The sequence below is a fragment of the Pseudomonadota bacterium genome (assembly GCA_039028155.1).
Taxonomy (GTDB): Bacteria; Pseudomonadota; Alphaproteobacteria; order SP197; family SP197; genus JANQGO01.
In genome coordinates this window covers 111,739-138,151 of sequence record JBCCIS010000005.1, presented here as the reverse complement: position 1 = coordinate 138,151, position 26,413 = coordinate 111,739, and the positions used below count along the sequence as shown (strand labels likewise).

Sequence of the window (26,413 nt, the reverse complement as noted above, 5' to 3'; positions counted from 1 at the left end):
CCTGGCGATATGAAATTCGGCGCAGCAAAAGGTGATTGCTTCGCGGCCTGCACCAACTATCGCCACGCGCGATGTGGCCGAGGGCTAAAGGCTATCGGCACTGAGGGCCCGGTTCAGGACGTTGCGCGTTACGGTCTCGATTTGGTGATCGCGCTCGATCAAGCCATTGACCCACTCGCAGGTACCCGCGTTGAACACCTCGCCCTTGCCTTTGGTCATGGTTGCGATCATGCCGGAGCCGCGGCGCGTCCGGTCGACGGCTTCCGGCGACGGCCCGCCGTAGAGGATCTCGGCGGCGAACGCACCGTCGAGCTCGCCGATAAAGAACACCGAACCTTCGTGGCCGTGATCGCCTTCGACACAGGTCGCCAGCGACATCGCCTGCACCTCGACGGAGTCGGGCGCGCCGTCCTCGCCTGTCGGGAACACCAACCCATCGCGCATCGTATAGTCGAGCCCATCGACCTCATAGCCGAACACGTGGGAGGCCCCGCCCAACACGTCACCGTAGTAGACATCGGCGCCCTCAAAGACCCAGTGATCGGGGCGATAGACAACGAAACCGCCAGGACCGCGCGGCACGCAGTTGCCGAAACTTGCGTAGACTCCGCGCAGACCATTGAGGCCAACGGTCGTGGCGCCCGGTCGGCCGACCAGGGGGTCCTCCCACGCACTGGTCAGGAGATGGGAGTCCTGGGTCTCGCGGATCGGATCCTCATCGCGGGCGCGGTACTTGTAACAGACCTGGCGGCGTCCCTCGTCCTCCAGGCGCACCTGCCACAGGAAGTTGCCGCCAAAGCGCGCGAGATGACCGCCCGCGTCGACATAGGCGTCGATCGCATCGCGCATGGCCCAGCTCCAGTATTCGTCGTGGCCGACCACGACAACGCAGGCATAGCCGTCGAGGATGTCCGGGCAGTAGTGCAGGTCGGTCTGGGTCGCCATATCGACAGAGAAGCCCTGTCGCTCCGCCCAGCCGTAGAAGTGACGGTCATAGCTGGCCCAGCCGGCCGACCCGTACTTCTTGCTGAAGCCGTTCGCATAGGCCCAGTCCAGGTGCGGATAGCGCGGCACTGCATTCAACGCCGGTATGCCGCGATGGGTCGTGCGCGGCGCACCGGTCGGCAGCCAGCAGAAACCCCTACTCCACGGCCGCTGAGTGCTGACCTCCGGCGCGAACTGATCACCGCCCGGCCCGGTGATGCCATCATAGTGGTTCGAGCCGCCCCAGTCGTTATAGGCCAGCCAGGTACTGGTCGCGGCGACCTGCAGGATGTCGCCCTTGGGCCGGTCAGGACCAGCGCGCAAGGCGAACCAGAGGTCGTTCGATACGGCCTTGGTCCCACTGCCTGCCGACAGCCTTATCCGGTAACCGCCTGACGGCCAGTCCTCAGGTATCGCGACGTCATAGCCGACCGGCCAATCGCACCCCTTCACCGAACAGTCCGACGGCGTCTCATGGAAATGCCCAGGAACCGTCACAGCGTGAACGGCCACCAGCGTGCCGCCATCGCGCTGAATGTCGATCGTCAGTTCCGGCAGAGACGTGTTGAGGTGAAGACGAAGCGTGTCACCTGACTGATAGCTCAGCTGATCCGCATAACCCCAGACCTGAGGGATGCCCGGGTCGTTGCTGGCACACTCGTAGACATTCCTTAGGCTGCGGTTTGTGAGCGGCCCACCGACCGGAGTCTCTCGCGCTTCATCTCTCGCCATGCGTGCCCCGACGTCATTATCCCCGACCGAGATAAAATGTTCGCACAACAGCCGGCATAAGGCTCGCATAGAAGCACAGAAAGACGACGATCCCGGCGATGCTGAGTTGCACCGTCTTTTGCCGGATCCCATCGACCGCCGCGGCGGCAGCGAAACTGAGGATGGGCAGCAGTGCAAGGTAGTATCGGCTCTGTGCTGCACTCAGATGCAGACGCTCGACATGCAGATCATACGCAAAGGCCAGGTGGATCGGCAGGACCACAACCAAGGCGGCAAGCGCCGACACGGCAATCCACAAAGAAGTCCGTGACAGGCTGAACCAGCAGGCGACAACACTGAGGCCGACCAAAAACAAAAGATGCGTGCGTTCAAGTGCGTCGGCGGGCTCGTAGGCTGACCAAGTCGTTCCCAGGGCCTCGACGAACCACTTGGTATAGCGCCAGAAGTTCCACGGTTCGCTGCCCGCGATCTGGGCGGCATGAGACGACAGGTCAACCGGAATGACCGCGCCGATTTCGACGAGGTTCGTCAGATAGGGCGACATCCCGATCAGACCGAACACGATGACGGTGATGATGTGGCGTAGCCACTGGGCCTGGCAGCCCGGCCAGTCGCGGATGGCGATGACGTGGACAGCGAGCAAGTAAAGTCCCACCAGCAAGCCGGCGTTCAGCTTCGTCAGGGCAGCGACAACAAATGCCAGACCGGCCAGCAAGGCGGATCCGTAGCCTGGTCCGCGATCGAGCAGTCTCAATGATGCCAACAAGGCCAGGGCACCAGCCACCAGTGAGACCACGTCATTGCCAACCGAGCCCGCGACGACGCTCGCCATCGGGCACAAGGCCATAAGGGAAGCTCCGGTAAGGAAACCCGCATCAGTTGTCATGCGGCTGATCAAGGCCGTGATGACCAGGAGAATGGCGAACGCGCCTAGCGTTACGCTGAAAATCCGGATGGCGACGATGTCGGTGCGGTCAATGTGTTCCCCGATGAGAACCGATGCGAGTGAGTAGAATGCCGGCGGATGGCTCAGATAGTTCTGTTGGTCGGTCCATTCATCGAGATTGTCGCCGTTTAGAAGGCTGATGCGGTCTTGATGTGCGATGAACGCTGGGTCGTCCCGCATAGCCTTGATGTAGGAGAGATGTGCAAGTTCATCGAACTCTGTTGGAAAGGGCGTGTTCACGGCGAAGAGGGCAGCGCCGATCAGATAGACAACGACGAGGACAGAAGCGCAGAGCCACGTCGACTGATGTCTGTCTGTAGTTGCATCCATGACGCCAGATACAACCATTACTTCGATAGAGTCTACCTATTCGGTTAAGTTGTACAAATAATTCGATAAATCTTTCAATGAGTGTGTTCGCGATCACACAATACCAACCGGCGGTGAATTTGGCCTGAACTCTCGCTGAGGTTCTGTTAACGGTTCTGATTCGGCCTTAGCTTCTTAACCGGGAGTTACAGGTTACAAAGAGCGACTCTACCCCACCGGGGCTGATCGGCGGCCAACGACGATGCCCTGTTGATTCAGGCCTGTCCGGGTTATCGATCTACCCGTTGATCCGCGCGCACAAAGGGCTTAAACCCCTCTCAGGTTTTGTTTTTTATCCCCACCCACAAGCGTGTGATCGCCGATTGATCATGCCTGGGTGGGCGTGTACAAACCCCCTTTAGTCTTATGGTCAAGTGCGCGTGCGGCTCGTCGGGCCGCCTCCTGTGAGCACGATGGAGCCCTGCCTTGTCGTCAACGTTTGACACCGTTGCCCAGATCATTTCTGAAACCTGCGATCTGCCGCTCGAAGACATCACGCCCGAGAGCCATGCAATCGACGATCTGGAGATTGATTCCCTTGATTTTCTCGATGTCGCCTTCGCCATCGATAAGGCCTTCGGTATCAAGCTGCCACTCGAGCAGTGGACCGAGGAGGTCAACGAGGGGAACACCCCTGCCGAAGAGTACTTCGTGCTCGGCAACCTGTGCCGCCATATCGACGAGTTCGTCGCGGCGAAACCGGCCTGAGGCCGTCGATTATCCTTGGCGGGCTGCACCGCCTGGGCGGTGAGTAACGAAAGGCGCCATGCGGCTCGAATTTTTCGACATGATCGATCGCGTCACGGCCTATGATGCGGCCTCGAAGACGTTGGCGGCGACATCAACGGTGCCGATGGAAAGTCCGGTGTTCCAGGGTCACTTTCCCGGTTACCCGCTTGTTCCCGGCGTGCTTCTGACCGAAACCATGGCACAGGCGTCGGGGTATCTCATACTGGCACTCAACGGATTCACCAAAATGCCGTTTCTGATGGCGGTCGACAGCGCGCGGTTCCGGACATTCGTTGAGCCGGGCGCGACGCTTGAGACATCAGCCGAGTTCGACATCGAGGGCTCCGGCTACGCTTCGACCCGCGCCAGCATCAAAAGCGACGGCAAGGCGATCTGTAATGGTGAATTGCGGTTTCGCATCATGCCGTTTCCCGCCGAACTGGGCGATCTGATGAACGAGCGGTCTCGCGCGATCGGATTGGATCTCCTGACCGATGGAGGCCATGCGTGACGCAGGCAAAACGAAAGGTTGCGATCACAGGCATCGGCCTGGTGTCGAGCCTGGGCGAAGGGCTCGAGCCACATCTGGCGGCGCTTGACGGCGACGTCGCGCCCCATGTCGACACGGAAGGTTTTTCGCCCTACCCCATCCACCCACTCGTGGAACTCGACCTCTCGCAACAGATACCCAAGCGCAGCGACCAGCGTCAGATGGAAGCCTGGCAGCGGCTCGGCGTCTACGCAGCCGGCCTGGCGTTGGATTCAGCCGGCCTGAAGGATGACGAGGCGGCCAAGGACGTGCTGGAGGTTCTGGTGGCCGCGGGTGGTGGCGAGCGCGATCACGAGGTCGACGCGGCAATCGCGACCGGCATCCGCACCGTCGACGAAAAGGCCGCCTATCTGAACGAGCACCTGATGAACGACCTGCGCCCGACCATGTTCCTGGCGCAGCTCTCCAACCTCTTGGCCGGCAACATCTCGATCGTTCACAGCGTCACCGGCGGATCGCGGACCTTCATGGGCGAAGAGCAGGCCGGCGTCGACGCCATGCGCGACGCGGTCGACCGCATCGCCTATGGCCAGTGCGACGCCATCCTGGTGGGCGGCGCCTATAACGCCAGCCGCCGCGACATGCTGCTGTTGCTGGAGTTTGCCGGCTACGTCCACAAAGGCGCGTTCGAGCCGGTGTTTTCCAATGCCCGCGACGGCATGATCATGGGCAGCGTCGGCGCCTTCGTGGTGCTGGAAGCCGGCGATGCCGCCAACGCGCGCGGTGCCAATGTCATGGCGGAGGTCGCCGGCGTCGCCTCAGGCTGGGCTCGGCGTGAACCGGGCGAGGTCAAGGCCACCCTGGACGCATTGATCGCCGAGCTCGGGCCGTATGACGATGAGACGCGGGTGATCTCGGCGGCCAGCGGTGTCCCGCCATGGTCGGCCGAAGAACGGGCGGCAGTCGCCTCGGCCTTACCGGATGCCGATATGACCGCGGTCGGCGATCTTGTCGGCCATGGGCTCGAAGCGGCCTTTCCGGCGGCGGTCGCGATGGCGGCCGCGCTTGTCGGCGCCGGCAAAAGCACCGACATACTGGTCACCGGCGCGGCCCACTGGCGCGGCGAAGGCGCCGCGCGCATTCTGTCACCTGGCAAAGGAGACGCGACATGACGAGCGGCACGACACGCGATCACCTGGGAAGGCCGGTGGTAGCGGTTACCGGCTTCGGCATCATTACCTCACTGGGCCAAGGCAAGGACGACAACTGGCGCGAACTGAGCGCCGGCACCTCCGGCGTGCATGCGATCACGCGTTTCCCGACCGAGGGCTTGAAGACGACGATCGGCGCGACCGTCGACTACGCGGTCGAAGCCCCCTTCTCATCGCCGGAACTTTCCGAGCGCCTGGCAGCCATTGCCGCCGAAGAGGCGATTGCGCAGAGTGGCATAGGCTCGAAGGGCGATTTCCCAGGACCCCTGGTCATGGCCGTGCCGCCCTTGGAACTGGAATGGCCGCAGCGGATTGGTCTGGCCGAAGAATCGGGCCTGGAGACTGTCGTCTATGACGATCTGCTGGCGACCGCCGCCAAACACGAGCACAAGAACTATCATGAACTCTTTCTTTTTGCCGGCGTCGCCGCGCGCACGGCCGATCGGTTCGGCACAAAGGGTTCGCCGATCTCGCTGTCGACCGCCTGCTCGTCCGGCGCGACGGCGATCCAGATCGCGGTCGAGGAGATCCGGCGCGGCAAGAGCCAGGCGGCGCTGGCGATCGGCACCGACGGCTCTGTCCAGGTCGAGGCGCTGGTGCGCTTCTCCCTGCTGTCGGCGCTCTCGGTGCGCAACGATCCGCCTGAAGAAGCGGCCCGGCCGTTCTGCAAGGACCGCGACGGATTTGTCATGGGCGAAGGCGCCGGCGCGCTGGTGCTCGAGGACTATGACCACGCCAAGGCCCGGGGCGCCGAAATCCTGGCCATCGTCAGCGGCTGCGGCGAAAAGGGCGACGGTTTCCACCGCACCCGCTCCAGCCCGGACGGGCGCCCGGCCATGCGAGCCATGCAGATAGCCGTCGAGGACGCCGGCCTGTCACCGGACGATATCGACTACATCAACGCGCACGGCACCTCGACGCCCGAGAACGACAAGATGGAGTGCATGAGCTGTATGGAGGTCTTCGGCGACCGCATGAAGCAGTTGCCGCTCTCGTCGAACAAATCGATGGTTGGCCATACGCTGACGGCCGCCGGCGCCGTTGAGGGCGTGTTCTCGCTGATGACCATCCTGGAGCAGCGCCTGCCGCCGACCATCAACCACGTGACGCCTGACCCCGCCATCGAACTCGACGTGGTGCCGAACACCGCGCGTGACGCGAAGGTCGAGCGCGTGCTGTCGAACTCCTTCGGCTTCGGTGGCCAGAACACCTGCTTGGTGTTCGCGGCGGAGCCTCAATGACAGACGAAGCCAAGCGCGTTCTCGTCACCGGCGGCGGCAAGGGGCTTGGCGCGGAGATCGTCTCCGCGGTGGCGGCGCAAGGTTTCGACGTCGATTTTACCTACCGGTCGTCCGCCGACGAGGCGGCCGAGCGGGTCAAGGCCTTGCAGGCGGCGCACCCGGATCGCGCGATCACGTCGATCCAGGTGGACCTCTCCGATCAGGCCGCGGTCGACGCGTTCGCCGACAGCCTGGCCGAGAACCCGCCCTATGGCTTCGTCCACAACGCTGGCCAGTCCTATGACGCGCTGACCGCCATGATGGCCCAGGACAAGGCCGAGGCGGCTATGCAGATCAACTTCTGGTCCTTCACGCGCCTCGCCAAGGCGGTCAGCCGCGGCATGATGCGCGCCAGGGTTGGCCGCATCGTAGGCATCGGCTCGGTCGCCGCGCTGCGCGGCAGTGCCGGCAACGCCGCCTATGCCGCATCCAAAGGCGCGCTGATATCCTATTGCCGGGTGCTGGCCGTCGAGACCGCTAAGCGCGGCGTCACGGTCAACGTCTTGGCGCCCGGTTTCATTGACACCGCCATGATGGCCCCCTATGCGGACTACCGGGAGCGGATGGAAGAGCAGATCCCGGTCGGCCGGTTTGCCCAGGCCGAAGAGGTCGCGGCGCTCGCCGCGTTTCTGATGGGCGAGCAGGCGGCCTATATCACCGGCGCTGTGCTACCGGTCGATGGCGGGCTGACGGCGCATTTGGGCATTCACCGCTAACGCGATCTGACAGTCAACGCCATTGGGCCAGCACGCCGTATCGGAAAGGACTTGAACGCGACAATGCGCGCACTGGTATTGCATGGCGACCGGGATGTCCGCCTGGAAGACGTCGACCCACCCGGCGATCCGGGAGCCGACGAGATCCAGGTACAGGTCCGCGCCATCGCGCTGAACTATCTGGATGTCTGGGGCTACCGCGGCATGGCTTTCGCCAAACGCAAGCTGCCGCTGATCATCGGGGTCGAGGCCGCCGGCGAGGTCGTCGCCTGCGGCAAGGCGACAACACGCTTCAAGCCCGGCCAGTTGGTCACCATGTACGGCGCCAACACCTGCGGTGTCTGCCGCGCCTGCAAGGAGGGCCGCGACAACCTGTGCGAGGACGTCGCCGGCATCATGGGTTTCCATATCGACGGCTTCGCCCGCGACTTCGTCAACCGCCTGGAACGCCTCGTCGTTCCGGTACCCGACGGCGTCAGCCTGGAGCACGCCGCCTGCGCGCCCATCGGTGTCGGCACGGTCCAGCACATGCTGTTCGACAACGCCAAGCTAGAGCCCGGCGAGTCCATTCTGGTGCATGCCGGCGGTTCCGGCATCGGCAGCACGGCGATCAAGATGGCAAAGGATCTGGGCTGCACGGTCTACACGACCGTCGGGTCCGACGAAAAGGGTGAGCGCGCCAAAGAGCTGGGCGCCGATCACGTCATCAACTACCGCGAAGACCGGTTCGAGGGCGTCGTGCGCAAGCTGACCAAACGCAAGGGCGTCGATGTCGTCTTCGAGCATGTCGGCGCCGATACCTGGAACGGCTCATTGCTGTGCCTGAAGCGCGGCGGGCGCCTGGTCACCTGTGGCGCGACCAGCGGCATGTCGACCACCATGAACCTGATGCAGCTGTTCCAGCAGCAGTATCGAATCTTCGGTTCGTTCGGCTGCTCGATCCGCAACATCGAACAGTCACTGGCGCGCATCGCCGGCGGTTTGACGCCGGTGATCGATACTGTCCTGCCGGTCGAGCGCTTCGAGGAGGGGCTCGCCCGCCTTGAGGATCGCAAGGTGTTCGGCAAGGTCGTGGTGCTGCTCTGATCCGGGGGCGGCGTTAATGGCGCGTTCACGGCAGCGCGGTTTTGGCACGCGGATACGCGAGGCCATCTTGCTGGGGCTGGCGCGCGCTGTCTTCTTTTTCGTCCGAGTGATCGGACCGGATACCGCAGCCAATCTGGGTGGCTGGATCACCCGCACCTTTGGGCCCCGCCTTAAACCCCACCGCATCGCGATGACCAACCTGCGCGCCGCCTATCCAGACAAGGCCGAGCCGGAGCTTCAGGGGATCGCACGCGGTGCCTGGGACTGTCTGGGCCGCACGATGATGGAGTATCCTCACATCAGTAGGCTGATGGACTACAACCACGACGATCCCGTACCCGACGGACGTGTCGAGGTATCCGGCGTCGACTACTTCGCCGACCTGCGCGATGACGGCAAACCCGGCATCATCTTCTCCGCCCACCTGGCGAACTGGGAGCTGACCGCGATCTGCGGCGCCCGGCACGGCCTTGACGTCACGGCCGTGTTCCGGCCGCCCAACGATCCGGTGTCCAGGCGCTTGGTCGAGGAGATCCGGCGCGAGACGATGGGCGGGCTTGAGGCTTCCCGGCGCGGCGCCATCTTCGCGCTGCGCAAAGTTCTGGACGACGGTGGCCATGTCGGCATGCTGATCGACCAGCACTTTTCGCGCGGTCTGACCGTGCCGTTCCTTGACCAACCCGCGCTGACAAACCCGGTCCTCGGCATGCTGGCGCGCCAATACGATTGCCCGGTCCATGGCGCGCGCGCCGTCCGCCTGCCCGACCATCGATTCCTGCTGGAACTGACGCCGCCACTTGATCTGCCACGCGATCCCGACGGCCGCATCAATGTCGAGGGCGCGACCGCCGCCATGACGGCGGTCGTCGACTCATGGGTGCGCGAACACCCCGATCAGTGGCTTTGGATGCACCGGCGCTGGCGCGAGCCAACGGCCATGGCGCGTTCTATGGGACCAATGTCAACCGACGTCGACTAAGGAACGCGACTTCAGGCGCGGCGAACGCGCTTGCTCAAGACGCCGTGCTCTTCGCCATCGGCGTAGAGGTCCAGATTGGAAGACGACAACTCGTCGTATCCGTCCAGCAGCAGCAACGGTTCCTGCAAGTCGTACCAGCCAAGGAACGGCCGGTGCACCTGATAGCCGATCAGCCGCTGCATCTGTTCGGTATAGAGCCGCGCGATCTCCGGCGGGCTGACGAGATACTGGTTTTCTTCCTGGCGCAGCCAACCGACCACATAGGACGTGAAGAGAGCATGACGCCACTGGTCCGCGGTCAGGTTGGCGCCGCCGCCATGATAGACTGCACAGGTAAAGAGCAGCATGGAGCCCTTCTCCATGACGGCCTGCACGACCTCCTCCTCGCGCGGCTGGCGTTCGTCGTCCCAGCGATGGCTGCCGGGCACGACGCGGGTCGCGCCATTCTCTGCCGTGAAGTCGGAGAGTGCGCAGAACGTCGTGCAGTAGACGACCCGGTCAGTAGGATGGACAAACGGAAACATGAGGTCGTCGCGGTGGAGTTCCTGGGACGTTTCGCCCGGACCGATCGACGCGGTCGAACACGCGCTTAGCTGGTAGGTGTCGCACCATGGACCAAGCACGCCATCCATGATTTCCAGCACCAGTGGATTGCAGATGTTGTCGCGGACCGCTCTGGACTTCGCGACCAGGCCGTGGACACGGCGCGTCTTGTAACCGACCCACTCGCCACCGCCGTCCGGGACCCGGTTCATCCAGCGCTCGAGATCACACAGGATGCGCTCGCAGAAGTCGTCGTCGAGAAGCCTGTCTATGATGACGCAGCCGTCACGCTCCAGGATGCCGATGATCTCTGCGGCCTCCGTCGTTACGGGTACATGCTCTATCGCTGACTTGGACACCTCACATCTCCGGACATGTCGGCGTGACGACAAACAACGATAGCAACACCGGTTGGCTGGTCAAGCAACCGGCACCTCAGCGTCAGACCAACCAGAAAACGAGCACCATCCAGACAATGGCGATGGCGAGGCCACCCCACATGGGTGTTCCCATTAGCCCGAGCCAGGCCAGGAAGATAAAGGCGGAGCCCAGCAACGTGATAAAGAGCCGGTCGCCGCGGGTCGTATCGATGCCCAGGATGCCGCGCCGTCCGGCGCCGCCGGGGAAGCGCCACTCCAGGACACCCATCAAGGCGATAGCGGCAAAGACACCGACGAAGAACCCGGCGGTCGACCAAGTCCAGGCCATCCATTCCAAACCCATGGTCCGCCCCTCCTTAGACACGCCCAAGGGCAAAGCCCTTGGCGATGTAGTTGCGCACGAAGTAGATCACGAAGGCGCCCGGAATAATGGTGAGCACGCCTGCGGCCGCCAACAGACCGAGTTCGTAACCGGCACTGGATGCGGTCTTGGTCATGGTCGCGGCAATCGGCTTGGCATCGACCGCCGTCAAGGTCTTGGCCAACAGCATTTCGACCCAGGAGAACATGAAACAGAAGAAGGCCGCGACGCCGATACCGGATTTGATGTTCGGGATGAAGATCTGGAAAAAGAAACGTGGGAACGAGTAGCCATCCACATAGGCGGTTTCATCCAGCTCCTTCGGCACCGACGACATGAACCCTTCCAGGATCCACACCGCCAGCGGAATGTTGAAGAGGCAGTGGGCGAGCGCGACCGCGATATGGGTGTCGAACAGGCCGACGGCGGAATAGAGCTGGAAGAACGGCAGCGCGAACACCGCCGGCGGCGCCATGCGGTTGGTCAACAGCCAGAAGAACAGGTGTTTGTCACCGATGAACGTGAACCGCGAGAACGCATAGGCCGCCGGCAGGGCGGCCGCCACCGAGATCACCGTGTTCATGGTGACGTAGATCAGCGAGTTGATGTAGCCCCAGTACCACGTCGGATCGGTGAAGATCGTCATGTAGTTTTCGAGCGTGAAATGCTGGGGCAGTAGGGTGAATCCGCCGAGGATCTCATTGGTCGTCTTGAACGACATGCTGAGTAGCCAATAGATCGGCAGCATCAAGAAGACGATGTAGACGATGACGATGAGCGAGCGTGGTTTCATGATCGGCCCCCGCTCACTTCGCGTCGTGCCGTGTCATGACAGTGTAGAACACCCATGACAGCAAGAGCGTGATCAGGAAGTAGATCAGCGACATCGCCGCCGCCGGACCCAGGTCGAACTGGCCAAGCGCCATCTTGACGAGATCGATGGACAATAGTGTTGTCGAATTGCCGGGGCCGCCGCCGGTCATCACGAACGGCTCCGTGTAGATCATGAAGCTGTCCATGAAACGCAGCAGGATCGCGATTGTCAGCACACGCCGAAGTTTGGGGAGCTGGATGTGGCGGAACACGGCCCACGGTTTCGCGCCGTCGATCGCAGCAGCCTGGTAATAGGCGTCGGGGATCGAGATCAACCCGGCATAGGTCAACAGAACGACCAGCGACGTCCAGTGCCAGACATCCATTAGGATGATGGTGAACCACGCCGCAAACGGCTGCTGGGTCATGTTGTAGTCGATACCCAGCGAATTGATGGTGTAGCCCATCATGCCGATATCCGGCAGCGTGAAGATGTTCCACATGGAGCCAACGACGTTCCATGGGATCAGAAGTGGCAACGCCATCAAGACCAGGCACACAGGCACCCAGAGACCGCGCCGGGGCATGGCGAGTGCGATGATGACGCCGAGCGGGATCTCGATGAAGAGGATGGTGAAGGTGAACAGGAGCTGGCGCCCCAACGCGGCGTGGAACCGTTCGGAATGCAGGACGTCCTCGAACCAGCCAACGCCGTGCCAGAAGAACAGATTGTCGCCAAAGGTCTCCTGGACGGAGTAGTTGACCACCGTCATCAACGGCACCAACGCGTTGAATGCGACCAGCAGCACGACCGGGATGACGAAAATCCATGCGCGCTGTGTCTGTACCTTGGACAACATCGCCTAGCTCTCCGAACCGCCGGCGACCAGGCGGCCGTCGGCATAGACATGGGTGTGCGCGGGGTCGAACCGCAGTTTTGCCGGCCCCAGGGGCGTCACCTGGTCCTCGCGGGTCAAGACGTTGATCCGTTCGCCGCCAGCGCGGGCTTCAACGATTCGAAACCGCCCGGAATCGGCGACACGCGTGACCTCCACCGGCAGGCCGTCATCGGAAACGTCGATGTATTCCGGACGTACGCCGATTTCCAGGAAGCCGGAACCCGGCGCCACCTTGATCGGTGACGCCATCGGAATTCTGACGCCCTGCACGAACACCACACCGTCACGAAGCTCGCACGGCATGACATTCATGCCCGGCGACCCGATGAAATGGCCGACAAAGGTGTGGGCCGGCGTCTCGAATAGATCGACCGGCGTACCGACCTGCACGACCTCGCCCTCGCGCATGACGACGACCTGATCAGCGAAGGTCAGCGCCTCCGTTTGATCATGCGTGACGTAAATCATCGTCGCGCCGACCTTGTGATGCAGCTCCTTCAGCTTGGAACGCAGCTTCCACTTCAGATGCGGGTCGATGACCGTCAACGGCTCGTCGAACATGATGACGTTGACGTCTTCGCGCACCAGACCGCGTCCCATGGAGAGCTTCTGTTTGACGTCCGGCGTCAGGCCGGACGCGCGACGACGCAGGATATCGCTGAGCTCCAGGAGCTCGGCAATCTCATTGACGCGGGCGTCGATGCGGCCGTGGTCAACACCGCGGTTGCGCAGCGGAAAGGCCAGGTTGTCATAGACGGTCATGGTGTCGTAGATGACCGGAAACTGGAACACCTGCGCGATATTGCGCTGCGATGGCGGAAGCTGTGTGACGTCCTGGCCGTCGAACAGGATCTGGCCTTCGGACGGCGCGATGAGGCCCGAGATGATATTGAGCAAGGTCGTCTTGCCGCAGCCGGACGGTCCAAGCAGGGCATAGGCACCGCCGTCGTCCCACGCCAGGTCGATACCCTTTAGCGCGTAGTCATCAGGACCAGTGGGTGACGCAACATAACTGTGCCGCAGCCCCTTCAGCTCGATTTTCGCCATCGCGCCCGCCTCCTAGCCCGTTACCCGCGTGCCGTCTTCGCGGAAATAGAGACAGCCCTTGGTGTCGATCGTGAAGCCATGGACCTCGCCAACCCGGTAGGGATGGACGCCGTGACTTTGCGAGACCCAGGTCAGGCCCTCGAATTCGAAATGTGCCGTGCTCTCCGAACCCGACAGTTCCGTGATCAAGACGCGGCCGGTGATTGGTACACCCACCGTTTCTCCGGCGATCGGCGAGACGAAGTGCGGCCTGACAGCGACAGTATAGGTACCGTCGGGCATGCCTGCGACATCGCCTTCGGCAGGCCAGCGCGCGGCATCGCCAAGGCGAATCTCACCATCCGCCTTCACCACCGGCGCGGTGTTGATCGGCGGATCGGAAAAGACCTGCGCCGTCTCCAATGTGTCGGGTCGGCGGTAGACATCGGCCGTCTCGCCGACCTGCGTTACCCGGCCCTCGAACACCGTTGCCGTGCGTCCGCCCAGCATCAGCGCCTCGGTCGGCTCCGATGTCGCGTAGACGACGATGGCGCTGCGGCCGGAGAACAATCGCGGCAGTTCGTCGCGCAATTCCTCGCGCAGCTTGTAGTCGAGATTGACCAATGGTTCGTCGAGCAATACCAGGCTGCTTTCCTTGACCAGCGAGCGGGCGAGCGCCGTGCGCTGCTGCTGGCCACCGGAGAGTTCCGCCGGGCGACGCGCTAGAAACGGTTCGAGTTTCAAGAGCTCCGCCGCCTCGCCGACCCGGCGTTTGATCTCGGCTGACGGCACGCGCTCGATCTTCAGCGGCGAGGCGATGTTCTCGTAAACCGTCATGTGTGGGTAATTGACGAAGAACTGGTGGACCAGGCTGACATTGCGCTTTTGCGTTGCCGCGCGGGTCACGTTCTTACCATCAAACCAGATCTCGCCGTCCGATGGCCGCTCCAGGTTCGCCATCAGCTTGATCAGGGTCGTCTTGCCGGCATTGGTGGCACCCAGGAGGATATTGAATCCAGGCGCTTCGAATGTGAACGAACACGCGTGGATCAACGTCTCGCCGCCGCTGCGTTTTGCGACGTTCCGGAACTCCAGGGTCATGCGACGCTTCCCGCCTGTGCAGTCGGCACCCGTACCAGGCGACGCCCGTGCGTCGTGGGGGAGCAGGAAAAAAGGTGGAAACTACGGCCGCCGTTTACCCAGCACGGCGACCGTAGTTCCCAAGGCAGCCTCACTCGTCCGAAGCAGCCCAGCGCTGGACCAACTCGTCATAGCTGATGGTCTCACCCATCGGCTTTTCGTTCTCCAGCATCGGCTTGGGCGATCCCGGTTGCGACAACCAGTACTCGGGATCGCTTTCTTCGTTGAGCCGCGGCCCGCACCCCCCGTACACGTCCGCTTGCTCGTCGGCTGCCTGCATACGCGCCATGACCTGATCCATTTCGGCGGCCAACCTGTCCATTGCCTCCTGTGGCGTAAAGGCGCCGGAGTTGACGTCACCGATCTGCTGCCACCAGATCTGGGCCAGCTTCGGATAGTCAGGCACGTTGATGCCCGTCGGTGTCCAGAGGACACGATCAGGCGACCGGTAAAACTCAACCAGTCCACCGAGCTGCGGCGCGCGCTCGGTAAAGCTCTCGTGACGCACGGTGCTGTCACGGATAAACGTCAGGCCGACATGACTCTTCTTGACGTCGACCGTCTTGGAGACGACGAACTGCGCGTAGAGCCAGGCGGCTTTGGCACGGTCGGTCGGCGTCGACTTCAGGATCGTCCAAGAACCGGCGTCCTGATAGCCAAGCTTCTGACCTTCTTCCCAATAGGGACCGTGCGGGCTGGGCGCCATGCGCCACAGCGGGTTGCCTGCCGCATCAACCGTGTTGTTGCCGTCTTCCTGGGGCGCAACCATGGAGGCCGTGAACGCCGTGTACCAGAAGATCTGCTGGGCCACGTTGCCTTGGGCCAGCGCCGGCAGCGACTGATAGAAGTCGTAACTGGCGGCGGCCGGCGGCGCGTACTCGCGCAGCCACTCGTCCCACTTGCGGATGGCATAGATGGCAGCCGGGCCGTTGGCAGCGCCGCCACGGCTGACGCTGGCGCCGACCGGATTGCAGGTGCCCTCTTCCATGCGAATGCCCCACTCATCAACCGGGACGCCGTTGGGCAAGCCTTTATCGCCGGCGCCGGCCATCGAGAGCCAGGCGTCGGTCATACGCCAACCGAGATCCGGCGCGCGTTTGCCATAGTCCATGTGGCCATAGACGGTGACGCCGTCGATCTCGCCGACATGCACGGTGAAGAATTCGGCGATGTCCTCATAGGCCGACCAGTTCACGGGCACGCCGAGGTCATAGCCGTAGATTTCCTTGAACTGGGCCTGAAGGTCCTCGCGGTCGAACCAGTCCTTGCGGAACCAGTAGAGGTTCGCGAACTGCTGGTCGGGCAGCTGATAGACGTTGCCGTCGGGCCCTGTGGTGAACGAGATACCGATGAAGTCGTTGATATCCAGGTTCGGGTTGGTGACGTCGGCGCCCTCGCCCGCCATCCATTCCGTCAGATTGACGGCAAGCTGGAGGCGCGAATGGGTGCCAATCAGGTCGCTGTCGTTGATGTAGGCGTCATAGAGGTTACGGCCGGTCTGCAGCTGGGTCTGAACCGCCTGAACCACTTCGCCTTCACCAAGCAGCTGATGGTTGACCTTGATGCCGGTGATATCCTCGAACGCCTGGGTCAGTACCTGCGACTCGTAGGTATGCGTCGGGATCGTCTCCGACAGCACGTTGATCTCCATGCCGGCGAATGGCTTGGCGGCGTCGATGAACCACTGCATCTCCGCCATCTGCTCCTCAACCGTCAGCGTCGAGGGCTGAAATTCGTCGTTAACCCACTGTTCCGCCTTCTCAATATCGGCGTAGGCCGCCGGCGCCGCGACGATCAATCCGATCGCCAGGGCCGCCGACTTAAATCCTGTGCGCATGGCTGTTCTCCCCTGTTCCTCCTGCATCCCGGTAACGCACCCGGTTCACTGCTCAGAATGTTCATTTATTTTTTCAGTTTCCGTCAAGCGAAACTCATGCATTTCATCCGAAAACAAAATATGTATCATCTGAAAGAGTGCAGGAAAGCCGGTCCCAATGGTATTGAGCGATCGCCAAACGGAAATCATGGCGCGGGCGCGCGTCGAAGGTCGCGTCACGGTCGACGGTCTGGCGGCTGATTTCGGCGTGACCACGCAGACGATTCGCCGCGACCTCAATCTCATGAGTCAGGGTGGCCTGCTGACCCGCGTCCATGGCGGCGCGGTGCCGGCGACCAGCGTGACCAATCTGGACTATGCGGAACGGCGCGCGTTGGCGTTGGAAGAAAAGCGCGCGATCGGACAGCACGCTGCGGCGATGATCCCGAATGGCTGCTCGCTGATCATCAATATCGGCACCACGACCGAGCAGGTCGCCTTGGCGCTGCGTGAACGCCACGACCTCTTTGTCGTCACCAACAACATCAACGTCGTCAACATTTTGTCGGGCACGACGACCAAGGAGATCATCCTGGCGGGCGGCGCCGTGCGCCAGTCCGATGGCGCCATCGTCGGCAACGACGCGGTCGAGTTTATTCGGAAGTTCAGGGTCGACTATGCGGTGATCGGCGCGTCCGCGCTGGACGAAGACGGCTCGATCATGGATTTCGACGTACGCGAAGTGGCTGTCGCGCGCGCCATCGCGGCCAATGCGCGTCGAACCATCCTGGTCTGCGACCACACGAAGTTTGAACGCAGCGCGCCCGTGCGCATCTGCGATCTCTCCGATATCGATCACTTTGTCAGTGATCGACGGCCGCCCCGAGCCTTCTGTGATGCCTGCGAGCGCGACGGTGTTGATATCAACATCGCCAGCGGTGCGCCCGACCCGAACAACCACCATGACTGAGAGCGACGACATCTTTGACGTCGCCATCATCGGCGGCGGCATCAACGGTTGTGGTATCGCTCGCGACGCGGCGGGACGCGGGCTCAGCGTCTTCCTGTGCGAGCAGGGCGATCTCGGCCAGGGAACGTCGTCGGCGTCGACCAAACTGATCCACGGAGGACTGCGATACCTCGAGTTTCTCAAGTTTCGGTTGGTTCGCGAGGCTCTGGTCGAACGTGAGGTTTTGCTGCGCGCGGTGCCGCACATCGCGTGGCCCATGCGGTTTGTCTTGCCGCACAATCCGGGACTGCGACCGGCTTGGCTCGTCCGTTTTGGTCTCTTCCTCTATGACAACCTGGGTGGCCGCCGCCTCTTGCCGGCAACGCAGACCCTGGACCTCCAACAGGACAAAACGGGCGAACCGCTTAAACCTTCGCTCAAGCGCGCCTTCGAATACTCGGATTGCTGGATCGACGACGCCAGACTTGTCGTCTTGAACGCACGCGATGCCGAGGCCCGCGGCGCTACGATCGCAGTCGGCACGACCTGTGTCCTGGCCGAGCGGCGGGATGGCCTATGGCAGGTCACCTTGGAAGACGGCCAGACCGGCGCGACTCGGCAGATCCAGGCGCGTTGCCTGATCAACGCGGGCGGTCCATGGGTCGATGACATCATCCGCTACAAGCTGCACCGCAACGCGCCCGCCCACACCCGTTTGGTGCGCGGCAGCCACCTCGTCGTCGCCCGACAGTACGAGCACGACAAGTCTTACATCTTCCAGATGGATGACGGTCGTATCGTCTTTGCGATTCCCTACGAGGACGACTTCACGCTGATCGGCACGACCGAAATGGACCATGACGGTTCACCCGAGACAGCAACCTGCACGGCGGAAGAACGCGCCTATCTGCTTAATGCCGCCAACGCCCACTTTTCCCAGCCGGTCGAAGAGAAGGATATCGTCTGGACCTATTCCGGCGTGCGACCACTCTATGACGACGGTGCACGCAGCAGCACCAAGGCAACGCGCGATTACGTCCTGATGGTCGACACGTCGGGGGGTATCACACCGCTGCTCAACGTGTTCGGCGGCAAGATCACCACTTATCGCCGGCTCGCGGAAGCCGCCCTCGCGAAACTCAAACAGTACCTGCCCTCGATGGGCGAGCCTTGGACCGCCGATACCGCTCTACCCGGCGGCAACATGCCGGTTGATGCGCACATGGAGGCAGAGGCCAAGCTATGCGCCGACTACCCGTTCCTGGATGAGCCGTGGGCGCGGCGGCTGGTGCGCACCTATGGCTCGGAAGCGGCAGCCATGCTGGGGAACGCACACAACGCAGCCGACCTCGGCCGATCCTTCGGCAGCAACCTGACAGAGGCAGAGGTCCGTTGGTTGATGGAGAACGAGTGGGCGTGTTCGGCAGAGGATGTGCTCTGGCGCCGCACCAAGCTCGGCCTGCGGTTGACCGAGGGGCAAGCGCGTGATCTCGACCTTTGGATGCGCGGCCAAGCAACGCGAACGGGGCGAGACAACATGACCATGGTTGGTAAAGGCTGACCAGAAAGGCTGTCGCGGAAACGCCGCGGATGCTTTGACAGAGCCGTGGTCATCCGGCAAGACGGTTGCTGCCCGCCGCCTTTCGACTCGGACAGCTGTCTCATGACAATCAGTCTACCCGCCGTTTGCCGCCTGCTTGGAAGGTCCTCGTGACCGGCGCACTTGCCGGCCTGCGTGTGCTCGACCTCAGCCAAATGATGGCGGGGCCGTTCTGCACCATGATGCTGGCCGACCAAGGCGCGGATGTGATCAAGATCGAACCGCCGGGTGGCGAGGCGACGCGCGTGTTCGGACCGCATTTCGACGATGACGAAACGCGCGCTTACGGCGGCTACTTCAAGAGCATCAATCGTGGCAAACGCTCGATCCGCATCGATTTGAAGAGCGATGCCGGCAAAGCGGCGTTTCGGCGCCTGGTCGAAACAGCCGACGTGGTGATCGAGAACTTTCGTGCCGGCGTCATGGATCGTCTCGATCTCGGCTACGAGAGCCTGGCGGCGATCAACCCGAAGCTGGTCTATGCCGCAATCCGTGGGTTCGGCGACCCGCGTACGGGCGAGAGCCCCTATCAGGACTGGCCGGCCTACGACATCGTCGCCCAGGCCATGGGCGGCATCATGCAGGTGACCGGCGAGCCCGACGGCGCGCCGACCAAGATCGGCCCCGGTGTCGGTGACACCATCCCCGCCATGATGACCGCGTTCGGCATCGTCTCGGCCGTGCTGCACGCGCGCGAGACCGGCGAAGGCCAGTTCCTCGACGTCGCCATGGTCGACGGTATCTTCGCCGTCTGTGAGCGCGCCGCCATGGTCTACAGCTATCGTGGCGAGGTATCGGGCCGCGACGGCAACCACCACCCTCTATTCGCGCCCTTCGGCACCTTCCCGTGCAAGGACGGTTGGGTCGCCATCGGCTGCCCGCGCGATCATTTCTGGCAGCTCCTGAGCAGCGCCATGGGGCGGCCGGAACTGGGAGACGACCCGCATTATCGCGACAACGCTGGGCGCACGGCGCGGCGCGACGAGATCGTCGCCCTCGTCACCGCGTGGACGCAGTCACGGACCAAGGCGGAGATTGCCGAGGCCATTGGTGGGCGTGTGCCATTCGGTCCGGTCAACACCGTCGAAGATCTATTCGACGACCCTCACCTGGCGGCGCGCGATATGCTGGCCGAAGTGCCCCACGCGGGATCCAGCCGTACCGCGCGGATCGCCAACACGCCGATCCGCATGACGCGGACCCAGGGCGGCGTGACCGGTCCCGCGCCGCGGGCGGGCGAACATACCGATACGGTGCTGAAGGAAGCAGGCCTGACGGACGAGGAGATTGCCGCGTTACGCGAGGCGGGCGGCGTCGCCTAGAACAATAGCGCGTGCCTCAGCGTCCGACGGACTCGATGCGATCGGGATCGGAGTACATGCCGGGCTCGTACCACCACGAGCACTGGGCCAGACTGAGCACGGCGACCAGCCCGATATAGGCCAACCCCTGGGCGCCCAGCATCATAGCGGTCGAGATGTGCTCGCGGATGGAGCGACTTCGCGTGAACGAACCGAATAGCGAGGAATAGGATTCTCCGGCGTTGACGCTCGTGTCGACCACGGCGGTGTCGGGGATCGCCGGACGTTCGGTCTGCTTGTAGGCGTTCGGCGTCGTCGAACGCGCGGCGACACGAAGCCGTTCGGCTTCCCGCCGGCGCGCCTCGAACCGCTCTTGAGCACTTTGTTTGTCCGTCATTGCCTCACTATCCTAGCAGATCCTCGAGACCGTTCTCCAATGCCGCAACCGGCCATCCGAAGCGCCAAGCCCTTCTACGCGCCCAATCGATGAGCGGTTCTCACACTAATCATCACCGCCATCGATCTCTTGACATCAATGACTAATATGAGACAAGGGTGTCTTATGCAAGCCCTGCAACGAAAGTCGTCTCGCGACAGCATCTTGGACGCGGCGACCTATGTACTGGCCCACAACCCCGGTGCGTCCTTGGGTGAGATCGCGCTCAAAGCCGGTGTCGGGCGCGCCACGCTGCATCGCCACTTCGCCAAACGCGAGGACCTTATTCGCGACCTCGCCCTGCGCAGTATCGAAGAGGTTAACGCTGCCGTGGCCGACACGGTCGACATGGATGCGGACCCCCCGACCGCGTTGCGCCAGCTTTTCGCGGCGACCGTACCGCTGGGCGACAAGTATCAATTTCTCTGCTCGGAAATGTCCGGCTACGACGCCGAAGTTTCCGCAGTCTACGAGACGCAACTGGTCTGGTTGGTACCGGTTGTCGAACGTCTGCAAGCCGACGGCCACCTCGGTCAGCACGTCAGCACCGATTGGGCAATCACCATGATCGACGCCATTATCTGGGCCGCCTGGTCCGCCGTGCACGACGGCAGTATCGCACGACGCGATGCCGCCCAGTTGGCCTATGAGACATTCATGAACGGCCTGGGCGCCAGGCCGGCGGCGCCGGACTAGCCGAAACACCCCTCCGATCAAGCGCCGGCTTGCGGTACCTGCTGGGTGATGCAGTGGACGCCGCCTCCGCCTTCCGCGATCGTGATCGCCTCGATCCCGACAATCTTGCGTCCGGGAAAGGCCTCGCGAATGATGCCAAGCGCGCGGTCATCGGCCTTGGCGTCGCCACAGGTCGGCACAACCACGCCATCGTTCGCGATGAAATAGTTCATGTGGGCGACCTCGCCAGCCAAGGGTATCTCGACAATGTCGAACCCGCGGCCCTTGGCGTCGGTAGCTGACTCCAGTACACGCCGGGCGGCGTTGCAGATCTCGTGGTTGGGATCGTCCCTGTCGTCGATTGTATGCACCATCACCGCGCCTGGCGCGATGAAGGCGCAGATCCCGTCGACGTGACCGTCGGTAATGGGGTCGGGGACCAGGCCGTTCGGCAACCAGATCACCTTTTCGATGCCAAGCTGGCGGCCCATCTCAGCCTCGACCTCGGCCTTGGTCATCGTCGGATTTCGGTTACGGTTCATCACGCAATGCTCGGTCGTGATCAGCGTACCTTCGCCATCGACCGTGATCGCGCCACCTTCAAGCACCAGCGGCGAGGGGTAGATCGACAGATCGAGATGGTGGGCGATTCGCCCCTTGATCAAGCCGTCCTCGGGGCATTCGTCATGTCCGTCGCCCCAGCCGTTAAACACGTAGCCGGCGGCGCAGCGCTCGCCTTTATCATTGCACAAAATGCTCGGTCCGTTGTCGCGCGACCACGGATCGTTCATCGGCATCTCGACGATATCGACGGCGTCACCGCACCAATGCCGTGCGATGTCAGCCTCTCCGGTGTGGGCGATCATCAAGACGGGCTCGAAGGCGGCAACGGCCAGCGCGACCTTCGACCAGTTGTCGCATGCCGCTTCGTACCAGTTGTCGCGGCCATTTCCTTCGTACGTGTTATGCCGGGCCGGAAAGATCATCACCGTCCGTTCGTGCGGCGTCCATTCGGCGGGCATGCGGAAACCATTACCTTGCGGCGTCCCGGCGACGACGTTCGCGCCAACCGACGCATAGTCGGGGACGAAGGCGGATCGATCTTCAACGGACGTCAACATGCCAGAACCTCACTGTTGATCTGCCAATGGGAGGCCTTGCCGTCCTATCTGACCGCGCACTGAATGGGCAGCGAAACGTTTTCAACCATCTGATCGATCCGGCTCATCGATGACCAAGTCACGTGACTTTTGCTCTAGCCTGCCGTGTCCGACATAGCGGCACCTCCGGAGCGGGGATCGAGCCAGTCGCGCAAACCATCGCCCATCAGATTGAAGCCAAGGGCGGTGATGGCCAGCGCACCGCCTGGCCCTGCGATCAGCCACCAGGCGTCCGGCTGATAGGTCAGCGCATCGAAGATCATGGTGCCCCATTCCGGCGTCGGCGGCGCCGCGCCCAGGCCAAGGAAGGCGAGGCCGGCCGCCGAGAGCATGACGAAACCGGCATCCAGCGTCATCTGAACCAGGGTGTAGGGCAGCACGACCGGCAGCAAGGTACGCACCATCATCCGCGTCCGCGTCGCGCCCAACGCTTCGGCCGCCTTAACGAAGTCCAGTTCACGCGCCTCCATCACCACGCCACGCGCCAGCCTGGCGTACCAGGGCCAGAACACGGTAGCGAGCGCGATGGTCGTGGTCGCGATGTTGCCGCCCAAGGCGATCGAGATCGCCGCCGCCAGGATGATGAAGGGAAAGGCGAGGAAGAGGTCGGTCAGCCGCATCAGGATCTCATCGACAAGACCGCCAAAATACCCGGCGACGACACCGGCTGTGAGCCCGACCAGGGATGCGACAGCCAGAACCAGGAGCGCGACTTGCAGGGTGACCCGGCTGCCCTCGACAACCCGTGAAAACGTGTCGCGGCCCAGATGATCGGTGCCCAGGGGATGCAGCAAGCTCGGCGCTTCCATGCGGCTTTGCAGGTTGGGCGCATAGGGATCCCAGGGTGTCACCTGGATATCGAGCTGGTGTCCCAGCGTGGCCACAGCCGCGATCAGGATTGCGGTGACGATAATCACCACGGACGCGAAGTTAAGCGGCGAGCCCTTCATGAAACGCCAGACGCCCGACAACACACTGGCGCCGCGCTTAGGCCGTGCTATCGCGCCGTCGCTCATGTCAGGCGTATCCGGGGATCGAGTTTGGTGTAAAGCAGGTCGATGATCAGGTTGACCATGGTATAGGCGGACGCCGCCAGGATCGTCACGGCCATGATCGCGTTGTAGTCGGAGCTGGCGATCGCCTCGGCGGTGAAACGGCCGATACCCGGCCAAGCGAACACGTACTCGACCAGGACGGCGCCCGACATCATGAAAGCAAGGCTGAGTCCCGTGATCGTCAACGCCGGGATCATCGCGTTGCGCAGCGCATGGTGCACATAGATACGGCTCGGCGACAGACCTTTCGCGCGCGCCGTGCGGATGAAGTCCTGGGACAACACATTCAGCATGGCCATGCGGACGTAGCGAATCAGAAAACCGACAAGCGGCAGCATCAAGATTGCCGCCGGCATCACCAAGTGCGCGAGCGCGTCGATGAAGACACCGAACTGGCCCGCAATAAGCGCATCGACTGTGTAGAGACCGGTCACCGAGGGTGGCGGCGTCACGCCGAGCGACAAGCGGTCGCCGAAGGGCAGAATGCCCAGCATCGAGAAAAAGACGATCTGGGCCAGAATGCCGAGCCAGAAATCGGGTACCGACAGGCAGCCGCTGGCAAACAGCCGACTGCCGACATCCGTCGCCTTGCCGCGGCGAATGGCCGATATCAGACCGACTGCGATACCGATGATCGCGCCTATGATCAGCGAGGCGAGCACCAGCTCCAAGGTCGCCGGCAACAGGCGCCCCAAGTCGTCAGCGACGGCGCGCTGCGAGACGATGGAGACGCCCAGGTCGCCCTGCAGCAGATTGCCCATGTAGTGGATGTACTGTTCAAAGATGTTGCCGTTAAGACCGTAGAATTCGCGGATGTTCTCGACCGCTTCGTCGCTTGCCCGTTGGCCGGCAATCATGCGCCCGGGATCGCCTGGCAAGACGCGCGCAAGGAAGAACGTCAGGACGGAGATGCCGAAGAGCAGAATGACGGTGAACGTCACCCTGCGAAGGATGTAGCGTCTCACGCCTCGCTATAGCCTTCGCGGTAGGCGCGGTAGTTGTCCCAGGCGGCGTAGTAGACGGGGTTGAGCTCCAGGCCTTTGATATCCTTGCGCACGACGAGGTTCGTGTCGAAGTGGCTGAGTGGCACCCAAGGCGGATCTTCACGCGCAAGAATGTCCTGCAGCCGGTGGGACATCGCCGTCAGCTTTTCACCGAACGGATGTTGGAACATGTCCCAAAGCAGCTGGTCGACTTCGGCATTCGAGTAGAGCCCCGCATTACCAGCACCTTCGACCAGCTCTGTCGTGAAGAACAAGCCGGACGCGTAGTTCTCGGGGTGGTTCCAGCCCGGCCACCATGAGGAATAGTACATGTTGGGCCGCTGCTCCGGCGGCGCGGAGGTGAAGAAATCGGCCAACCATGCACTCAGCGACACCTCTTTCAGCTCGAGAATGATGCCGATCTCCGCAAGCCAGATCTGCAACAGCTCGCCGGCGATATTGCCGCCGCCGGTCCAGAACTCGTAAGTCAGGACGGTGCCTTCCTCGACTCCGGCGGCATCGAAGAGTTCCTTGGCCTTACCCAGGTCGAACTGCAACCCCTCGATATCCGGATTGGCCGTTGCCAGCTCGCTTGGGAAGACGCCGTGCGCGGGCCGCGCCGTGTTAAGCAACGCGTCTTCGATATAGGTCTTCTTGTCGAAGGCATGGTTCATTGCCTGGCGCGCACGCGGATCGGCCAGCGGGCCGTAGCAGCCCAGGCAGATGTAATCGATGACCATGGTCGGCGCATCGGTCACGATGAAACGCGGGTCTTCGCGATAGCTGTAGATGTCGTCGGCCGACCCCGGAAAGATGATGTCGGCGGCACCCTGCTCGATGAGCTGACGGCGCGTGCTGGCAATCGGCACGGTCCGCGTGACGACACGCTCGAAGCCGCCATGATCCCAACCGCGCCAGTACTCGTTGTTGCGCTTGTAAGTCAGGGTCTGGCCGGGATCGTGCGACTCGAAGATGTACGGCCCCGTGCCGACCGGCCGCGCCGCCGGTGGAATGATCTCGGCCGCTGTCGGACTTTGGATCCAAAAGCCGTACTGGCTGGCCAGCTCAAGCGGAAAGAACGGCCGCTGAAAGGTGAACTCGAAACGCAGCCGATAGTCGTCCAGCACGGTGATCTGCTCAGCACCGTTCTCCATCCACCAGACGATGCCCAAGCCGAACGGGTGATCGACCGTGCGCAGAATGGCCTGCTTGACCGATTCGGCGTTGCATGCGGTGCCGTCATGAAAGTTGACACCCTCGCGAAGTGTCATCTCCCAGATCTGATACTCGTAGCCGCGCTTCTGGTGCGGCCACACGGCGGTCGCCAGGGCCGGCTCCACCTCGCTCGGCGATGTCCCCTTCAGACGCATCAGGGTCTCGTAGACCGGCGCCAGGCCATAGGCCCACTCGACATTCGTCGCGGGATCGAGATTGGGCACTTCCGTGTCGATCGCGATCACCAGGGTCCTGGGGTCGCGGCCGCTGATGGCTGGCAGGTCGACACTGGCCTGGGTCGCGCGCCACGGCATCAGGGCGACGCCGGCCGCCGCGGCGCTGGTCATCAACTGGCGCCGATCCAGCGAGAACGGGGGGTTTTTCTGCGACGGTCGGATCATGGCCAGAGTTCCTTAATGCCCTAAGGAAGACAAAAGTATCTCATTATGGGCAGAAATGTCTAAGATAAGCGCATGGCGATGACGAATCTGTGCGATGAGCCGGCTGGGGCTTGACGATCTGCGCATGTCTTACCGCGC

The 26,413-nt window shown here is 62.7% G+C and carries 25 protein-coding genes; 11 read left to right on the top strand and 14 right to left on the bottom strand.

Going from position 1 to position 26,413, the window contains the following annotated elements:
* Window positions 1-84 precede the first annotated feature (84 nt).
* Window positions 85-1,716: a N,N-dimethylformamidase beta subunit family domain-containing protein gene (locus AAF563_04435; GenBank protein MEM7120501.1), complete on the bottom strand. Its 1,632-nt coding sequence runs from the start codon at window positions 1,714-1,716 to the stop codon at window positions 85-87.
* A 16-nt stretch (window positions 1,717-1,732) separates the two neighbouring features.
* The gene (locus tag AAF563_04430; protein MEM7120500.1) at window positions 1,733-2,992 is read right to left on the bottom strand and encodes a hypothetical protein; all 1,260 of its coding nucleotides are present in this window, start codon (window positions 2,990-2,992) and stop codon (window positions 1,733-1,735) included.
* Between the two features lie 465 nt (window positions 2,993-3,457).
* Between AAF563_04430 and AAF563_04425 the strand changes: the two genes are divergently transcribed.
* The 7 genes from AAF563_04425 (at window position 3,458) to AAF563_04395 (ending at window position 9,522) form a co-directional block, all read left to right on the top strand.
* Window positions 3,458-3,739 carry an acyl carrier protein gene (locus AAF563_04425; protein ID MEM7120499.1) on the top strand — a complete coding sequence of 94 codons (282 nt, stop codon included), beginning with the start codon at window positions 3,458-3,460 and terminating at the stop codon, window positions 3,737-3,739.
* Window positions 3,740-3,797: 58 nt separating this feature from the next.
* On the top strand, window positions 3,798-4,271 hold the full coding sequence (locus tag AAF563_04420; protein ID MEM7120498.1) for a 3-hydroxyacyl-ACP dehydratase FabZ family protein: 474 nt from the start codon (window positions 3,798-3,800) through the stop codon (window positions 4,269-4,271).
* Window positions 4,268-5,422, top strand: coding sequence for a beta-ketoacyl-ACP synthase (locus AAF563_04415; GenBank protein MEM7120497.1), 1,155 nt, complete (start codon window positions 4,268-4,270; stop codon window positions 5,420-5,422). Before AAF563_04420 ends, AAF563_04415 begins: the two co-directional genes overlap by 4 nt.
* Window positions 5,419-6,702, top strand: a complete 1,284-nt coding sequence (locus tag AAF563_04410; GenBank protein MEM7120496.1) for a beta-ketoacyl-ACP synthase — start codon at window positions 5,419-5,421, stop codon at window positions 6,700-6,702. Before AAF563_04415 ends, AAF563_04410 begins: the two co-directional genes overlap by 4 nt.
* Window positions 6,699-7,457, top strand: a complete 759-nt coding sequence (locus AAF563_04405) for an SDR family NAD(P)-dependent oxidoreductase (GenBank protein MEM7120495.1) — start codon at window positions 6,699-6,701, stop codon at window positions 7,455-7,457. The genes AAF563_04410 and AAF563_04405 overlap by 4 nt, the downstream gene beginning before the upstream one ends.
* A gap of 63 nt (window positions 7,458-7,520) precedes the next feature.
* Window positions 7,521-8,543: a zinc-binding dehydrogenase gene (locus tag AAF563_04400; protein MEM7120494.1), complete on the top strand. Its 1,023-nt coding sequence runs from the start codon at window positions 7,521-7,523 to the stop codon at window positions 8,541-8,543.
* Between the two features lie 16 nt (window positions 8,544-8,559).
* Window positions 8,560-9,522: a lipid A biosynthesis lauroyl acyltransferase gene (locus AAF563_04395; GenBank protein MEM7120493.1), complete on the top strand. Its 963-nt coding sequence runs from the start codon at window positions 8,560-8,562 to the stop codon at window positions 9,520-9,522.
* An 11-nt stretch (window positions 9,523-9,533) separates the two neighbouring features.
* Here the strand turns inward: AAF563_04395 and AAF563_04390 are convergent, their stop codons facing one another.
* From AAF563_04390 to AAF563_04360, 7 genes are all read right to left on the bottom strand, one after another.
* Entirely contained in the window at window positions 9,534-10,424 is an 891-nt protein-coding gene (locus tag AAF563_04390; protein MEM7120492.1) for a phytanoyl-CoA dioxygenase family protein, read from the bottom strand.
* Window positions 10,425-10,506: 82 nt separating this feature from the next.
* Window positions 10,507-10,788, bottom strand: coding sequence for a DUF2160 domain-containing protein (locus AAF563_04385; GenBank protein MEM7120491.1), 282 nt, complete (start codon window positions 10,786-10,788; stop codon window positions 10,507-10,509).
* 13 nt (window positions 10,789-10,801) lie between these two features.
* Window positions 10,802-11,599 (bottom strand): carbohydrate ABC transporter permease, encoded by a 798-nt coding sequence (locus AAF563_04380; protein MEM7120490.1) that lies wholly within the window; start codon window positions 11,597-11,599, stop codon window positions 10,802-10,804.
* 13 nt (window positions 11,600-11,612) lie between these two features.
* The gene (locus AAF563_04375; GenBank protein MEM7120489.1) at window positions 11,613-12,479 is read right to left on the bottom strand and encodes a sugar ABC transporter permease; all 867 of its coding nucleotides are present in this window, start codon (window positions 12,477-12,479) and stop codon (window positions 11,613-11,615) included.
* Between the two features lie 3 nt (window positions 12,480-12,482).
* A complete protein-coding gene (locus tag AAF563_04370) occupies window positions 12,483-13,565 on the bottom strand; it encodes an ABC transporter ATP-binding protein (protein MEM7120488.1) in 1,083 nt (360 codons plus the stop codon).
* Window positions 13,566-13,577: 12 nt separating this feature from the next.
* Entirely contained in the window at window positions 13,578-14,645 is a 1,068-nt protein-coding gene (locus AAF563_04365; protein MEM7120487.1) for an ABC transporter ATP-binding protein, read from the bottom strand.
* A gap of 130 nt (window positions 14,646-14,775) precedes the next feature.
* Window positions 14,776-16,521, bottom strand: coding sequence for an ABC transporter substrate-binding protein (locus tag AAF563_04360; protein MEM7120486.1), 1,746 nt, complete (start codon window positions 16,519-16,521; stop codon window positions 14,776-14,778).
* A gap of 157 nt (window positions 16,522-16,678) precedes the next feature.
* Here AAF563_04360 and AAF563_04355 point away from each other — a divergent pair, with 157 nt between their 5' ends.
* The 3 genes from AAF563_04355 (at window position 16,679) to AAF563_04345 (ending at window position 20,371) form a co-directional block, all read left to right on the top strand.
* The gene (locus AAF563_04355; GenBank protein MEM7120485.1) at window positions 16,679-17,470 is read left to right on the top strand and encodes a DeoR/GlpR family DNA-binding transcription regulator; all 792 of its coding nucleotides are present in this window, start codon (window positions 16,679-16,681) and stop codon (window positions 17,468-17,470) included.
* Entirely contained in the window at window positions 17,463-19,010 is a 1,548-nt protein-coding gene (glpD, locus tag AAF563_04350) for a glycerol-3-phosphate dehydrogenase (protein ID MEM7120484.1), read from the top strand. The genes AAF563_04355 and glpD overlap by 8 nt, the downstream gene beginning before the upstream one ends.
* A 149-nt stretch (window positions 19,011-19,159) precedes the next feature.
* A complete protein-coding gene (locus AAF563_04345) occupies window positions 19,160-20,371 on the top strand; it encodes a CoA transferase (protein MEM7120483.1) in 1,212 nt (403 codons plus the stop codon).
* A 16-nt stretch (window positions 20,372-20,387) separates the two neighbouring features.
* Here AAF563_04345 and AAF563_04340 read toward each other — a convergent pair whose 3' ends face one another.
* Window positions 20,388-20,747 carry a hypothetical protein gene (locus AAF563_04340; GenBank protein ID MEM7120482.1) on the bottom strand — a complete coding sequence of 120 codons (360 nt, stop codon included), beginning with the start codon at window positions 20,745-20,747 and terminating at the stop codon, window positions 20,388-20,390.
* A 165-nt stretch (window positions 20,748-20,912) separates the two neighbouring features.
* Between AAF563_04340 and AAF563_04335 the strand changes: the two genes are divergently transcribed.
* Complete coding sequence (locus tag AAF563_04335; protein ID MEM7120481.1) at window positions 20,913-21,482, top strand: TetR/AcrR family transcriptional regulator; 570 nt, start codon at window positions 20,913-20,915, stop codon at window positions 21,480-21,482.
* Window positions 21,483-21,499: 17 nt separating this feature from the next.
* Here the strand turns inward: AAF563_04335 and AAF563_04330 are convergent, their stop codons facing one another.
* The 4 genes from AAF563_04330 to AAF563_04315 form a co-directional block, all read right to left on the bottom strand.
* On the bottom strand, window positions 21,500-22,582 hold the full coding sequence (locus tag AAF563_04330) for an agmatine deiminase family protein (protein MEM7120480.1): 1,083 nt from the start codon (window positions 22,580-22,582) through the stop codon (window positions 21,500-21,502).
* A 134-nt stretch (window positions 22,583-22,716) separates the two neighbouring features.
* Window positions 22,717-23,637, bottom strand: coding sequence for an ABC transporter permease (locus tag AAF563_04325; GenBank protein MEM7120479.1), 921 nt, complete (start codon window positions 23,635-23,637; stop codon window positions 22,717-22,719).
* Window positions 23,634-24,641 (bottom strand): ABC transporter permease, encoded by a 1,008-nt coding sequence (locus AAF563_04320; protein MEM7120478.1) that lies wholly within the window; start codon window positions 24,639-24,641, stop codon window positions 23,634-23,636. Before AAF563_04320 ends, AAF563_04325 begins: the two co-directional genes overlap by 4 nt.
* Entirely contained in the window at window positions 24,638-26,275 is a 1,638-nt protein-coding gene (locus tag AAF563_04315) for an ABC transporter substrate-binding protein (GenBank protein ID MEM7120477.1), read from the bottom strand. The genes AAF563_04320 and AAF563_04315 overlap by 4 nt, the downstream gene beginning before the upstream one ends.
* Window positions 26,276-26,413 lie beyond the last annotated feature (138 nt).